15 protein-coding genes and 1 tRNA gene are annotated in these 11,420 nt (G+C 62.0%); 4 read left to right on the forward strand and 12 right to left on the reverse strand.

The window, feature by feature from the left end; genetic code table 11:
- Positions 1-2: 2 nt before the first annotated feature.
- The 8 genes from GR198_RS28070 to GR198_RS28105 form a co-directional block, all read right to left on the reverse strand.
- On the reverse strand, positions 3-623 hold the full coding sequence (locus GR198_RS28070) for a Maf-like protein (protein ID WP_003545339.1): 621 nt from the start codon (positions 621-623) through the stop codon (positions 3-5).
- 58 nt (positions 624-681) lie between these two features.
- Entirely contained in the window at positions 682-900 is a 219-nt protein-coding gene (gene infA, locus GR198_RS28075; RefSeq protein ID WP_003545338.1) for a translation initiation factor IF-1, read from the reverse strand.
- Between the two features lie 123 nt (positions 901-1,023).
- Positions 1,024-1,509 (reverse strand): arsenate-mycothiol transferase ArsC, encoded by a 486-nt coding sequence (locus GR198_RS28080; protein WP_204337251.1) that lies wholly within the window; start codon positions 1,507-1,509, stop codon positions 1,024-1,026.
- A complete protein-coding gene (locus tag GR198_RS28085; protein WP_018493697.1) occupies positions 1,506-1,979 on the reverse strand; it encodes a UPF0262 family protein in 474 nt (157 codons plus the stop codon). The genes GR198_RS28080 and GR198_RS28085 overlap by 4 nt, the downstream gene beginning before the upstream one ends.
- 4 nt (positions 1,980-1,983) lie before the next feature.
- The gene (gene hisD / locus GR198_RS28090; RefSeq protein WP_164069856.1) at positions 1,984-3,282 is read right to left on the reverse strand and encodes a histidinol dehydrogenase; all 1,299 of its coding nucleotides are present in this window, start codon (positions 3,280-3,282) and stop codon (positions 1,984-1,986) included.
- 116 nt (positions 3,283-3,398) lie between these two features.
- The gene (locus GR198_RS28095) at positions 3,399-3,830 is read right to left on the reverse strand and encodes a DUF2948 family protein (RefSeq protein WP_003545314.1); all 432 of its coding nucleotides are present in this window, start codon (positions 3,828-3,830) and stop codon (positions 3,399-3,401) included.
- A 108-nt stretch (positions 3,831-3,938) separates the two neighbouring features.
- Entirely contained in the window at positions 3,939-5,231 is a 1,293-nt protein-coding gene (murA, locus tag GR198_RS28100) for a UDP-N-acetylglucosamine 1-carboxyvinyltransferase (protein WP_018072483.1), read from the reverse strand.
- A gap of 107 nt (positions 5,232-5,338) precedes the next feature.
- Entirely contained in the window at positions 5,339-5,533 is a 195-nt protein-coding gene (locus tag GR198_RS28105; RefSeq protein ID WP_164069857.1) for a hypothetical protein, read from the reverse strand.
- Positions 5,534-5,686: 153 nt separating this feature from the next.
- Here GR198_RS28105 and GR198_RS28110 point away from each other — a divergent pair.
- Positions 5,687-5,761 (forward strand) — tRNA-Thr (locus GR198_RS28110).
- Between the two features lie 46 nt (positions 5,762-5,807).
- Here the strand turns inward: GR198_RS28110 and GR198_RS28115 are convergent.
- The gene (locus tag GR198_RS28115; RefSeq protein ID WP_164069858.1) at positions 5,808-6,230 is read right to left on the reverse strand and encodes a hypothetical protein; all 423 of its coding nucleotides are present in this window, start codon (positions 6,228-6,230) and stop codon (positions 5,808-5,810) included.
- A gap of 308 nt (positions 6,231-6,538) precedes the next feature.
- On the opposite strand from GR198_RS28115, the gene GR198_RS28120 reads away from it, so the two are divergent.
- Entirely contained in the window at positions 6,539-6,781 is a 243-nt protein-coding gene (locus tag GR198_RS28120) for a DUF982 domain-containing protein (protein WP_011650393.1), read from the forward strand.
- A gap of 252 nt (positions 6,782-7,033) precedes the next feature.
- Here GR198_RS28120 and GR198_RS28125 read toward each other — a convergent pair whose 3' ends face one another.
- Together GR198_RS28125 and GR198_RS28130 are read right to left on the reverse strand one after the other, a co-directional pair.
- Positions 7,034-7,297, reverse strand: a complete 264-nt coding sequence (locus GR198_RS28125; RefSeq protein WP_012755985.1) for a hypothetical protein — start codon at positions 7,295-7,297, stop codon at positions 7,034-7,036.
- A gap of 157 nt (positions 7,298-7,454) precedes the next feature.
- Positions 7,455-7,685 (reverse strand): hypothetical protein, encoded by a 231-nt coding sequence (locus GR198_RS28130; protein WP_164069859.1) that lies wholly within the window; start codon positions 7,683-7,685, stop codon positions 7,455-7,457.
- Between the two features lie 178 nt (positions 7,686-7,863).
- Here GR198_RS28130 and GR198_RS28135 point away from each other — a divergent pair, with 178 nt between their 5' ends.
- Together GR198_RS28135 and GR198_RS28140 are read left to right on the forward strand one after the other, a co-directional pair.
- Complete coding sequence (locus GR198_RS28135) at positions 7,864-8,130, forward strand: hypothetical protein (RefSeq protein WP_164069860.1); 267 nt, start codon at positions 7,864-7,866, stop codon at positions 8,128-8,130.
- Positions 8,131-8,237: 107 nt separating this feature from the next.
- Positions 8,238-10,295, forward strand: a complete 2,058-nt coding sequence (locus GR198_RS28140) for an ATP-dependent helicase (RefSeq protein WP_164069861.1) — start codon at positions 8,238-8,240, stop codon at positions 10,293-10,295.
- Between the two features lie 11 nt (positions 10,296-10,306).
- Here GR198_RS28140 and GR198_RS28145 read toward each other — a convergent pair whose 3' ends face one another.
- Positions 10,307-11,359, reverse strand: a complete 1,053-nt coding sequence (locus tag GR198_RS28145; protein WP_164069862.1) for an enoyl-CoA hydratase/isomerase family protein — start codon at positions 11,357-11,359, stop codon at positions 10,307-10,309.
- Positions 11,360-11,420 lie beyond the last annotated feature (61 nt).

Here is an 11,420-nt window from a genome sequence, read left to right on the forward strand (position 1 = left end):
GCTCAGCCCTCGGGCCACCGGCTATGCACATCGAAGCCTTCGCCGGTCAAAAGCAGAATGGTTTCATAAAGCGGCAGGCCGACGACATTGGTGTAGGAGCCCACCATCTTCTGTACGAAGGTGCCGGCGAGGCCCTGGATGCCGTAGGCGCCTGCCTTGCCGCGCCACTGGCCGGAGGCCAGGTAGTTCTCGATCTCGAAGCCGGAGAGACGCTTGAAGCGCACCTTGGTCTCGACGATCTTCTGACGGACCTTGCGATCCGGGGTCACCAGGCAAACGCCGGTGTAGACCATATGGTTGCGTCCCGACAAGAGATGCAGCGAGTTCAACGCCTCGTCGGCGAACTCAGCCTTGCCGAGAATGCGCCGGCCGACAGCGACCACCGTATCGGCAGACAGGATATAGCTGCCCTTCCAGGTGATATCGCCCTTGATGGCGGCAAGGGCGGCTTCCGCCTTCTCGGCCGAAAGCCTGCGGGCGAGCGAACGCGGATGCTCCGACTTCTTCGGCGCTTCGTCGATATCCATCGGCATCAGGCGCGAAGGCTCGATGCCGGCCTGGTTGAGCAGGTCAACGCGACGGGGCGAGCCCGAGGCCAGAATGAGCTTGTATTTCAGCGCCATGGAACCTCGACCATCGTCAGACGGGAGCAAAAACCCTTGCGGGGACCTTCGGGCAAACTTACTTGAAACGGTAGGTGATACGGCCCTTGGTCAGATCGTAAGGCGTCATTTCAACAAGCACCTTGTCGCCGGCGAGAACGCGGATGCGGTTCTTGCGCATGCGGCCGGCGGTGTGGGCGATGATCTCGTGTTCGTTTTCGAGCTTCACGCGGAACGTCGCATTCGGCAGAAGTTCGGTCACGATGCCCGGGAATTCGAGGACTTCTTCTTTAGGCATATAAGTGTTTTCTTCCTGTGGGTTGAATAGGCAGCGCAGCGCGCGCCTTTAAAATTTGGGCGGAAACTACACAATCAACGAAGGTTTGTGAACCTCGTTGATCAGGCTTTCCTTTATTTGTTTTCATGCCGATTGCGCGGCAATGCCATTTCGTTTGAGTAGCCGGCTTTCGATGAGGCCGCCCAGGTGATCGCGGACCTCGCGATAGCTTTCCAGAATCTGCTCGCGCGTTCCGATTGCAACCGTCGGATCCATGGTCGGCCAGTAGACGACATCGACCGCACTCGACCGCGTCAGCTCAAGTGCTGCGTGATGGGCCTGCGGCGACAGCGTGATGATCAGATCGAAGTAATCGTCCTCGAGCTCTTCCAGCGTCTGCGGCTGGCGGCGCCCGAGGGAAAGCCCGATCTCCTCGAGCACGACATCCACGAAGGGATCGCGCTCGCCGGCGCGTACGCCGGCAGACTTGATATAGGTATTGGCCGGCAAAATGCTACGGGCGATCGCTTCGGCCATCGGCGAGCGGATGGCATTCATCCCGCACATGAAGAGGATGGCGCCCGGCCGCTTTCCCTCCTCGACGTCGACGGCGCGCTCCATTGCCGTCATCCGCGCCAATAGAGCACGCAGACCAGCGTGAAAAGGCGCCGGGCGGTGTCGAAATCGACCTCTATCTTGCCGGCCAGCCTATCCTTCAGCGTCTGCGAGCCTTCATTGTGGATGCCGCGCCGGCCCATGTCGATCGCCTCGATGCGGCTCGGCGTCGACGAACGGATCGCTTCGTAATAGCTCTCGCAGATCATGAAGTAATCCTTGACGATCCGCCGGAAGGGCGTGAGCGACAGGATATGGGTGGCGACGCCGCCGCCTTCTTCGGTGGTGATGGCGAAAACCAGTTTCGAATCGACCAGCGAGATGTTCAGCCGGTAAGGTCCGCCGACATGGCCGAGCGGCTCGAACCTGTTCTCCTCGATCAGATCGAAGATGGCGACAGCGCGTTCATGCTCGACATCGGGCGTCGAACGGCCGATCGTATCGTCAAGGACGACGTCGCAAAGCCGGAATTCGCCCTTCGCCATGCCCTCACCTTTCGAGGTTGAGGCGGATCGCGACCGATCGCGCATGGGCATCGAGGCCTTCGGAAACGGCAAGGGCGATCGCCGCCGGGCCGAGGGTGCGGAGCTGCTGCGGGCCGAGGCGCAGGATCGAGGTGCGCTTGACGAAATCGAGCACCGAAAGACCGGATGAGAAACGCGCCGACCGCGCCGTCGGCAGCACATGGTTCGAACCGCCGACATAATCGCCGATCACCTCAGGCGTATGGGCGCCGATGAAGATCGCGCCGGCATTGCGGATGCCGTCGAGAAACCGGTCCGGATCGACGACGGCGAGCTCCAGATGCTCGGCGGCGATGCGGTTTGCCAAGGGAATGGCCTGTTTCAGATCGGCAACCAGGATGACCGCGCCGAAATCGCGCCAGCTTGCCGCCGCCGTCTCGGCGCGGTTCAGCGTCTTCAGCTGGCGGTCGACCGCCTGCTCCACCGCCTTGCCAAATGCGGCATCATCGGTGATCAGGATCGCCTGGGAACTGACATCGTGCTCGGCCTGGGCCAAGAGGTCGGCTGCGATCCAATCCGGATTGTTGTCCTTGTCTGCAATGACAAGCACCTCGGAGGGGCCGGCGATCATATCGATGCCGACGGTGCCGAAGACATGACGCTTGGCGGCGGCGACATAGGCATTGCCGGGGCCGGTGATCTTGGCGACCGGAGCGATCGTCTCGGTGCCATAGGCAAGAGCCGCGATCGCCTGGGCGCCGCCGACACGATAAATCTCCGTGACACCGACAAGCTTGGCGGCGGCAAGCACCGCCGGATTGACGGCGCCGCCTGTGGCAGGAACGGCGATGACAATGCGATCGACGCCGGCGACCTTGGCCGGCACCGCATTCATCAGCACCGAACTCGGATAACTCGCGGTGCCGCCCGGAACATAGAGCCCGACCGCTTCGATCGCCGTCCAGCGCGAGCCGAGACTGACGCCCATGTCGTCCTCATAGATATCGTCCTTCGGCAGTTGCCGGCGATGGTGGGATTCGATGCGCAGTGCCGCGAGCTTCAGCGCGCCCAGCACTTCCGAAGGCACCGCCTCGACGGCGGCGTCGATCTCTTCAGCTGTGACGCGCATCGGGACGGTAGCGTAATCGATGCCGTCGAATTTCAGCGAATATTCGGCCAGCGCCACATCACCGCGGGCGCGCACGTCATCGATGATGGCGCGAACGACCACGTTCACATCCTCGGAGACTTCGCGCTTCGTCGTCAGGAAGGCGGCAAAATGCTGCTCGAAACCTTCCGATGCCTGATCCAGCCAGATTGCCAAGGCCGATATTCCTTCTCAACTTGAAACTGCGATGTTCAAACTTTAGGGCGTCAAACACTCATTGTTTTATGCATGTCGTTATCCCGGAACCGCTGCACACTTCCGGGCGACATGCATTAGCGGTGGCGAGGCTTGGAGGAAGCCTCCCAGGCGCCGCCGATATCGGCCAGCTGGACCTCGATGCATTCGACATCGAGCGCAATCGAGGCCGTGCCGGACAGCGACAGCTCGACCGTGCCCTCCGGCCCCTCGCCCTTCTGCTCGAAGCGCAGCGCCAGCAGCGACAGCACCTCATCGCGTTTTCCACGATCGATGCCAAGCGAACGGACGGCAAGCACGCGCTTGAAGACCAGGGCAGCCCGGCGGCGCTCGAAACCCTTGCGCTTGCGCTCGGCACCTTCCCAGACGAAACGATTGGCGGCAAGCGCGAACTGCGCGTCACGCGGCGACCAGTCGATGTCGCCGACCTTGAAGACGCTGTCCTGCATATGCGCGGACATGATCGCAAGATCCTCGTTATCGAGCGCAACAAGTTTCAGGTCGGTCATTCAGCCTCATCCCATTACCGGCCTAGGCCGGGCACCGCCGGAATGGCGATGCGTCAGACAAGGGAAATAAGGCGCGGCGACCAATTACGCAACCGGGATGAACGGTGCTTACTCGCTGATGCGCTCGACGATAGCGCCGCAGCGGGTCAGCTTCTCCTCGAGCCGCTCGAAGCCGCGGTCGAGGTGATAGACGCGGGAGACCGTGGTTTCGCCCTCGGCCGCAAGGCCGGCGATGACGAGCGAGACGGAGGCGCGCAGATCGGTCGCCATGACAGGCGCACCGCGCAGGCGCTCGACACCCTCGATCTTCGCCGTCTGGCCGGACAGCGAGATCCTGGCGCCGAGGCGGGCAAGCTCCTGCACATGCATGAAACGGTTTTCGAAGATGGTCTCGGTGACATGCGAGACGCCGGAGGAGCGGGTCATCAGCGCCATGAACTGCGCCTGCAGGTCGGTCGGGAAACCCGGGAAGGGATCGGTGACGATATCGACCGGCCTGATGCCGGCGCCATTGCGCTTGATGCGCATGCCGTTGTTGGTCGACGAGATTTCCGCGCCGGCGCGGCGTAGCGTTTCCACCGCGGTTTCGAGCAACGCCACATCGGTATTTTCGAGCACGACGTCGCCGCCGGCCATGGCGACGGCCATCGCATAGGTGCCGGTCTCGATGCGATCCGGCAGGACGCGGTGGCGGGCGCCGGAGAGCGAGGTGACGCCTTCGATGGTGATCGTCGCAGTACCCGCGCCCGATATCTTGGCGCCCATGGCGTTCAGGCAGTTGGCGAGATCGACGACCTCAGGCTCGCGGGCGGCATTGCCGATCACAGTCGTGCCGCGGGCAAGCGTTGCCGCCATCATCATCACATGGGTGGCGCCGACGGAAACCTTCGGGAAAGTGTAGCGGGCGCCGATCAGGCCGCCGGCAGGCGCCTTGGCATTGATATAACCGGCATCGATCTCCATGGTCGCGCCGAGCGCCGTCAGGCCCTCGATAAAGAGATCGACGGGGCGCGTGCCGATGGCACAGCCGCCCGGCAGCGAAACGCGGCAATGGCCTTCGCGCGCCAACAGCGGGCCGATGACCCAGAAGGAGGCGCGCATCTTCGAGACCAGTTCATAGGATGCGGTGGTATCGACGATGGTGCGGCAGGTGAAATGGATCGTGCGCGAATAGGCGTCTTCCTGGCGCTCGCGGCGACCGTTGACGGCGACGTCGACGCCGTGATTGCCGAGGATGCGCATCAGCAGCTCAACATCGGCCAGATGCGGCACATTTTCGAGCGTCAACGTATCGCTGGTCAGAAGCGAGGCGATCATCAGCGGCAGTGCGGCATTCTTGGCGCCGGAAATCGGAATGATGCCATTCAGCTCATTACCGCCGACGATTCTGATACGATCCATGTGCGCTTACGGGCCGAGCCCGCCTTTCCTGAAATTTCTGCCTTGGAATAAGGAGTGAGGTGTTTAGGGGATTTCTCGACACGCTTCAATTCGCGACGGACAGAACATTACGATTCGTCCATTTTTGCGGCGGGCAGCCCATTTGTTTCGTCGGCTTGGCCCGAACGGCGGGCGCGGACCTGCTGTTTGCGTCGCCCCAGATTTTCCCTGAGCTTTTCGCCGGCGCGCTCGCGGCGCAGTTTCGCCTGTGCCTCGATCGCTTGCTTGCGGCTCTGCTGGCCGGTTTCGGTCTTTTCGTTCATGCGACAGGATTAGCCGAATTCGCGCCAATCCAAAAGGCCCTTTGCCTCAATCCATACGAAGTTGGAATTTGCGGCTTGCGCTTGCCGCCAAGCTGTGGCAATAGCCCCCCGTTCTCGCGATTGAGCCACACGGCTCGCACGGGTCCTGGTCCTGCTGCCGTAGCTCAGTGGTAGAGCACACCCTTGGTAAGGGTGAGGTCGGTGGTTCAATCCCACTCGGCAGCACCAGTTTTCTCGTAAGAACCTGACCTCACTTCCCGCGCGCTCGGCGTCGCTAGCGACAATTGGGAAGCAGTATGCTGCTGTTAGCGCAACTGGGAATTTCGGTTACTTCGAGATAATAGGGCATGAACGGGGATAGTTGCCACTGTTCAATCAATTTTCCGGTTACCACCAAGTCTTCACCTGGAATTGGTTCATGAGGCAACGAAGGAATCCCATCGTATACGCCTTCGACATACCACCGCTCAAAAACCTCTGCCAAGACATAGGCATCGAGATCTATCGTCGTCCTTTCTCCCCCCAGCCGCCCAAGGGCAAGCCGTAAATATTCCCGCTGCAGTCTCGGGACGGCGCCAATGGAGAGACGAGTAAGGAAAGCGTCTTCGGCTGATATCTCTGCGCCACGAGCAAGGGCTGCCATTGCCAGCGCTCCGCAGAGAAAAGCAGCCTGGATCAGATTTCGACCTAAACCCATGTGGAGCCCTCAGCTTCGAGAGCATGTTAGCGATGATCCCGCGCCGGCGCCATGGGATTGGTTGCACCCTCCAAAAATTCTCCTCGCGTTGAGGTGTCATGATTGCAAATTCCAACGGAATTCCTGGCCCGCGCCCACCGGTCGCTTGGTGAATCTCATCAAGAGGACATTTCGCCTCATCAGCCGCAATGCATTCCGCCATTGCTGACGGCAAAAATCACGCTAGAGTATTAACTATCGCAAAGTCTCCCCGGAGGAACTGGGAGGTGCTGCGCTTCGTTTCTGTCGAAAATCGTGGAGGAGCGTTGATGGCAACTGAAAGATGGAACAGCCCGGTCAAGGTTGGTTTCGAAGGTGCCGATGCGCGAACGGTCAATGGGCCGTTCGATGCGCTGAAGTGCCTAGCGGATCTGTGGCCGAGTATGCGCGGGCTTCGTTATATCAAGGCCCGCAGCGCCTGCCGGGCGGCGCTCGATGGGCGCAAGAGCGTGGAAGAAGCAAGAGCCGAGTTCCTGGCGGCCGCCGAAGAGGCGAAGCTGAAGCTGCATTAGCACTTCGGCAAGGAATTTCGGGCGATTTTCGCCTTCTGGGCGCGCAAGCGTGCCGGAACGGGACAACGCTTTAATTTTGGGCTTTAATTTTGATTTAACCCTGCAATTAAGTGCCTGCCGGGTTTTGGTGTAAAGGGCGTTGCGCCTGGTACAGGTGCATCAATAGAAGATGACCAGCCATCATGATGATGGTTAGAGGCTCGTCACCTCTGCGGAAACGCAGGCGAGCCTCGTCCGAGCAAAGCGGATGCCTCAGCAATCCGCGCCGCTCTCATTCTCGATCTCGACATAACCGACACCGATGATGGTGCCATCTGCCGCGCGGATGAAGGAGGGGAGATAGTGAGGCTCTACCGGCTGGCAGGCGACGGTCCCGGTATATTCGTTGAGGGCGATCTGGTCCTTCGGCAAAGCGGAATAATTCGTGCCGGTTTCCAGCGAGGCATGGGCGGAGCCGGCAAAGACACCGCAACCCACGATCAAGGTGGTTGCCCAGAGGCGAGGAAGCAACTGCATGAGAGTCTCCAGCGTTTAGGTCCGGCCTTTCAACACGCGAGAGAGCATTTTGGTTCCCTTCATGCATCGCAAAGAGATGAGCGCGAGCCCGGCGCCGGACTTTTATTTGATGCATGTCGTTGTCCTAAAACCGCTGCACACTTTTAGGCGACATGCATTAGCGTCGCAGCAAGCGAGCACGCACATAGCCCCGGCCGACGACGCCCTCGGCGATCTCGATCGCCCGCTCGACATCGCCCCGCCGGCGCACGAAACTGACGGTGATTTCGCCGGCTTCGACATCGGCGGCGGCATGAAGGGCGCTTTCCACCGAGGCGCGCGTCGCGGCATCGCTGTGGCCCTGGCGGCCGGGCTCGCCATGCCCCGTGAATGCTGGAAAGCCGAGCACCGTGAACGTTTCCTAATGTTGGTTGATGTCTGTTAACGCCGCAGGGACGCATTTCGTTGCGTCCCCCGGAAAAGAAGAGCCTGTTCGACAGTGATACCTGCGCGGTGGCATGGACGACCCTTGGCGAAAGGCGCTGCGGCTTCCATATCTGGCGGCAGTCGAAAGAGGGATGATGACGATGAAAGCGCTTCTGCCCGCCTTGTTAACAGGGGCAATGCTTGCCGGCTGCTCCTCGGCCGATACGCCGGCGCTGGAACCCATTCCCGGCAGCATTACCTATGGCGGCCAGCCGCGAACGAAGCTCAGCAAGTCGCCGGTCGGCAGCGCCGTCTACAACCAGTTCTACAACGGGACGGGCCAGCGTGTGGAGGAAACCTATATTCTTCAGCCGGACCGTAGCCTGAAGCTGGTGCGGCGCGAGATCGGTCCGGATTTCCCCGACTGAGATGTTGCTCGCGCGCCGCAGCGCTTGACAGAGGCCGCAATCGCGAACATTCAAGGAACATCTAATCTTTCCGCAGTGATTCTGCGGGAGCCCAACCGGACGGCTGGATGTATCTCGAAAAGCTCAATCCGCAGCAGCGCATGGCCGTCGAGCACGGCACGCTCATCGACGGCAGCCATATTGCCGGGCCGCTGCTGGTCATTGCCGGCGCCGGCTCCGGCAAGACGAATACCTTGGCGCATCGGGTCGCCCATCTGATCGTCAAGGGCGCCGATCCCCGCCGCATCCTGCTGATGACCTTCTCGCGCCGGGCAGCCGCCGAGATGGCGCGGCGTGTCGAGCGCATCTGCCGCGATGTGCTTGGTGCGAATGCCGGCGTCATGGCGGATGCGCTTTCCTGGTCCGGCACCTTCCACGGCATCGGCGCGCGGCTGTTGCGCGACTATGCGGAGCAGATCGGTCTCGATCCTGGGTTTACCATCCATGACCGCGAAGACAGTGCCGATCTGATGAACCTGATCCGGCACGACCTCGGCTTCTCGAAGACAGAAAGCCGTTTTCCCACAAAGGGCACGTGCCTTGCCATCTATTCCAGGGCGGTGAATTCGGAAACCGCGCTCGACCTCGTGCTGCGCGACGTCTTTCCCTGGTGCGCGACGTGGGAGAAACAGCTGCGCGAACTTTTCGCCAGTTATGTCGAGGCCAAGCAGAGCCAGAACGTGCTCGATTACGACGATCTGCTGCTCTACTGGGCGCAGATGGTTGGCGAAGTGATAATTGCCGAGGATATCGGCAGCCGCTTCGACCATGTGCTGGTCGACGAATATCAGGATACCAACCGGTTGCAGGCCTCGATCCTGCTGGCGCTGAAACCCCAAGGCCAGGGGCTGACCGTCGTCGGCGACGATGCGCAATCGATCTATTCCTTCCGTGCCGCGACCGTGCGCAACATCCTCGATTTTCCCGCCGCCTTCAGCCCGGCCGCCAATATCGTCACGCTCGACCGCAACTACCGCTCGACGCAGCCGATCCTCGCCGCCGCCAACGCCGTCATCGATCTCGCCTCGGAGCGCTTCACCAAGAACCTCTGGACCGAGCGGCAATCGTCTGAGCGGCCGCGCCTGGTTACGGTGCGCGACGAGGCCGAGCAGGCCCGCTACATCGCCGACATGGTGCTCGACAACCGCGAGGAAGGCCTCACGCTCAAGCAGCAAGCCGTGCTCTTCCGCGCCTCGCATCACAGCGGGCCGCTGGAGGTCGAGCTAACCCGGCGCAACATTCCCTTCGTCAAGTTCGGCGGGCTGAAGTTTCTCGACAGCGCGCATGTGAAGGACATGCTGGCCGCCCTTCGCTTCGCGCAGAACCCGCGCGACCGGGTGGCGGGCTTCCGGCTGATGCAGATCCTGCCGGGCGTCGGGCCGTCGACGGCGCAGAAGACGCTCGATCTGATGGCCGAGGATGCCAGTCCGATCTCTGCTCTCGCCGCCATGCCGGCGCCACCGCGCTCCGGCGAGGACTGGACAATGTTCGTTTCGATGCTGCAGGAGCTGAAGTCCGGCAAGGCCGGCTGGCCGGCGGAAATCGGCCTGGCACGGCAATGGTACGCGCCGCATCTGGAACGGCTGCACGAGGACGCAGCGACGCGGCAGGCCGACTTGCTGCAGCTCGAGCAGATCGCTAGCGGTTATGCCTCGCGCGAGCGCTTTCTCACCGAGCTCACGCTCGATCCGCCGGATGCGACCAGCGACCAGGCGGGCGTGCCGCTTCTCGACGAAGACTACCTCATCCTGTCGACGATCCATTCCGCCAAGGGCCAGGAATGGACGAGGGTCTTCATGCTGAACGTCGTCGACGGATGCATACCGAGCGATCTCGCCGTCGGCACCACCGCTGAAATCGAAGAGGAACGCCGGCTGCTCTATGTCGCCATGACGCGCGCCCGGGATGGTCTCGACCTCGTCGTGCCGCAACGCTTCTTCACCTACGGGCAGAATTCACAGGGCGACCGGCACGTCTATGCCTCACGCAGCCGCTTCATTCCCGCGACCCTGCTGCAGTTCTTCGAGGCCTGCAGCTGGCCGCAGGGGAAATCGGAGGCCGCTCAAGCCCAAGCGCGGCAGGTGCGCATCGATGTCGGCGCCCGCATGCGCGGCATGTGGCGATAACCGGATAGAGTTCAGAGTGAAAGCGGCGGCTCGGCCGGTTTCAGGAAAAATTCGACCCTTGCTGACTCCACGGCATCGACTGACGCCGGCGACCATTTCGGATTGCGGTCCTTGTCGATGACGGCGGCGCGAATACCCTCGAAGAAATCGGGATTATCAAGCATCTGCAGGCAGGCGCCGAGTTCGCGGCCGAGGCATTCGGCAAGCGAGGCGCTGCGACGGCCGGCTCTCAGCAGCCGCAAAGCGAGCTTCAGGCTGGTCGGCGAACGCGTCAGCAGCACCCGGCGCGTCTCGGCGGCGAATTCGCCTTCCTCCTCGGCAAGCGCTGCCAGGATCTCCTCGACGCTGTCGAAACGGAATGCGCGATCGATCGTCGCCGCGTTCTGCCTGAGCCGGCTTTCTCCCTGAGGCTCAGAAAGCGCCTGCAGCACGGCATCGACATCGCCGGACGAGCTGGCGCGCGGCAGGGCGGAGAGAGCATCGATCGCTTCGCCGAGCCGCGACGAGGCGATCTGAAGGTCGGCAAGCCCAGCGTGGATCGCATCGGCCGCACCAATATCGAGCCCTGTCAGGCCGAGCCATGTTCCGGCTTCGCCGGGGCCACGCGGCAGCAGCCAGGTGGCGCCGACATCCGGGACATAGCCGATGCCGGTTTCCGGCATGGCAAGCCGCGTGCGCTCGGTGACGATGCGGTGGCGGCCGTGCGACGACAGGCCGACGCCACCGCCCATGGTGATGCCGTCCATCAGCGCGACATAGGGTTTGGGGTAGGTGGCAATCAGATGGTTGAGGCGGAATTCCTCACGCCAGAAGCTTGCCGCGAGGCCATCGCCGGCGCGGGCGCTCTCATGCAGGGCGCGGATATCGCCGCCGGCACAGAAGCCGCGTTCGCCCTCCCCCATCATCACGACGCTCGCCACTTCGGAACTTCCGGCAAAGTCGTGAAGGGTCGCAGTGATCGTGCGGATCATCGGCAGCGTCAGGCTGTTCAGCGCCCGCGGCCGGTTGAGACGGATGATAGCAGCAGTCCCCCTCCGCTCAATGATGACTTCGCCGTCCTGCATGGTTCACCTCATCTGTTACGACCATGAATAGACGACGACGTAGCTTCGCTCCAGTCGATTC

Origin of the sequence: Rhizobium leguminosarum, from assembly GCF_010668065.1 — a bacterium.
Taxonomy (GTDB): Bacteria; Pseudomonadota; Alphaproteobacteria; order Rhizobiales; family Rhizobiaceae; genus Rhizobium; species Rhizobium leguminosarum_S.

What these genes read in the sequence shown, in the direction of transcription:
- GR198_RS28085 (WP_018493697.1), bottom strand. Translation starts at nt 1,979, where the DNA reads ATGGCGAAGGGCGAATTCCGGCTTTGCGACGTCGTCCTTGACGATACG.
- GR198_RS28140 (WP_164069861.1), top strand. Translation starts at nt 8,238, where the DNA reads ATGTATCTCGAAAAGCTCAATCCGCAGCAGCGCATGGCCGTCGAGCAC.
- GR198_RS28135 (WP_164069860.1), top strand. Translation starts at nt 7,864, where the DNA reads ATGAAAGCGCTTCTGCCCGCCTTGTTAACAGGGGCAATGCTTGCCGGC.
- GR198_RS28145 (WP_164069862.1), bottom strand. Translation starts at nt 11,359, where the DNA reads ATGCAGGACGGCGAAGTCATCATTGAGCGGAGGGGGACTGCTGCTATC.
- GR198_RS28080 (WP_204337251.1), bottom strand. Translation starts at nt 1,509, where the DNA reads ATGACGGCAATGGAGCGCGCCGTCGACGTCGAGGAGGGAAAGCGGCCG.
- GR198_RS28095 (WP_003545314.1), bottom strand. Translation starts at nt 3,830, where the DNA reads ATGACCGACCTGAAACTTGTTGCGCTCGATAACGAGGATCTTGCGATC.
- GR198_RS28115 (WP_164069858.1), bottom strand. Translation starts at nt 6,230, where the DNA reads ATGGGTTTAGGTCGAAATCTGATCCAGGCTGCTTTTCTCTGCGGAGCG.
- GR198_RS28125 (WP_012755985.1), bottom strand. Translation starts at nt 7,297, where the DNA reads ATGCAGTTGCTTCCTCGCCTCTGGGCAACCACCTTGATCGTGGGTTGC.
- GR198_RS28070 (WP_003545339.1), bottom strand. Translation starts at nt 623, where the DNA reads ATGGCGCTGAAATACAAGCTCATTCTGGCCTCGGGCTCGCCCCGTCGC.
- GR198_RS28120 (WP_011650393.1), top strand. Translation starts at nt 6,539, where the DNA reads ATGGCAACTGAAAGATGGAACAGCCCGGTCAAGGTTGGTTTCGAAGGT.
- GR198_RS28105 (WP_164069857.1), bottom strand. Translation starts at nt 5,533, where the DNA reads ATGAACGAAAAGACCGAAACCGGCCAGCAGAGCCGCAAGCAAGCGATC.
- murA (WP_018072483.1), bottom strand. Translation starts at nt 5,231, where the DNA reads ATGGATCGTATCAGAATCGTCGGCGGTAATGAGCTGAATGGCATCATT.
- infA (WP_003545338.1), bottom strand. Translation starts at nt 900, where the DNA reads ATGCCTAAAGAAGAAGTCCTCGAATTCCCGGGCATCGTGACCGAACTT.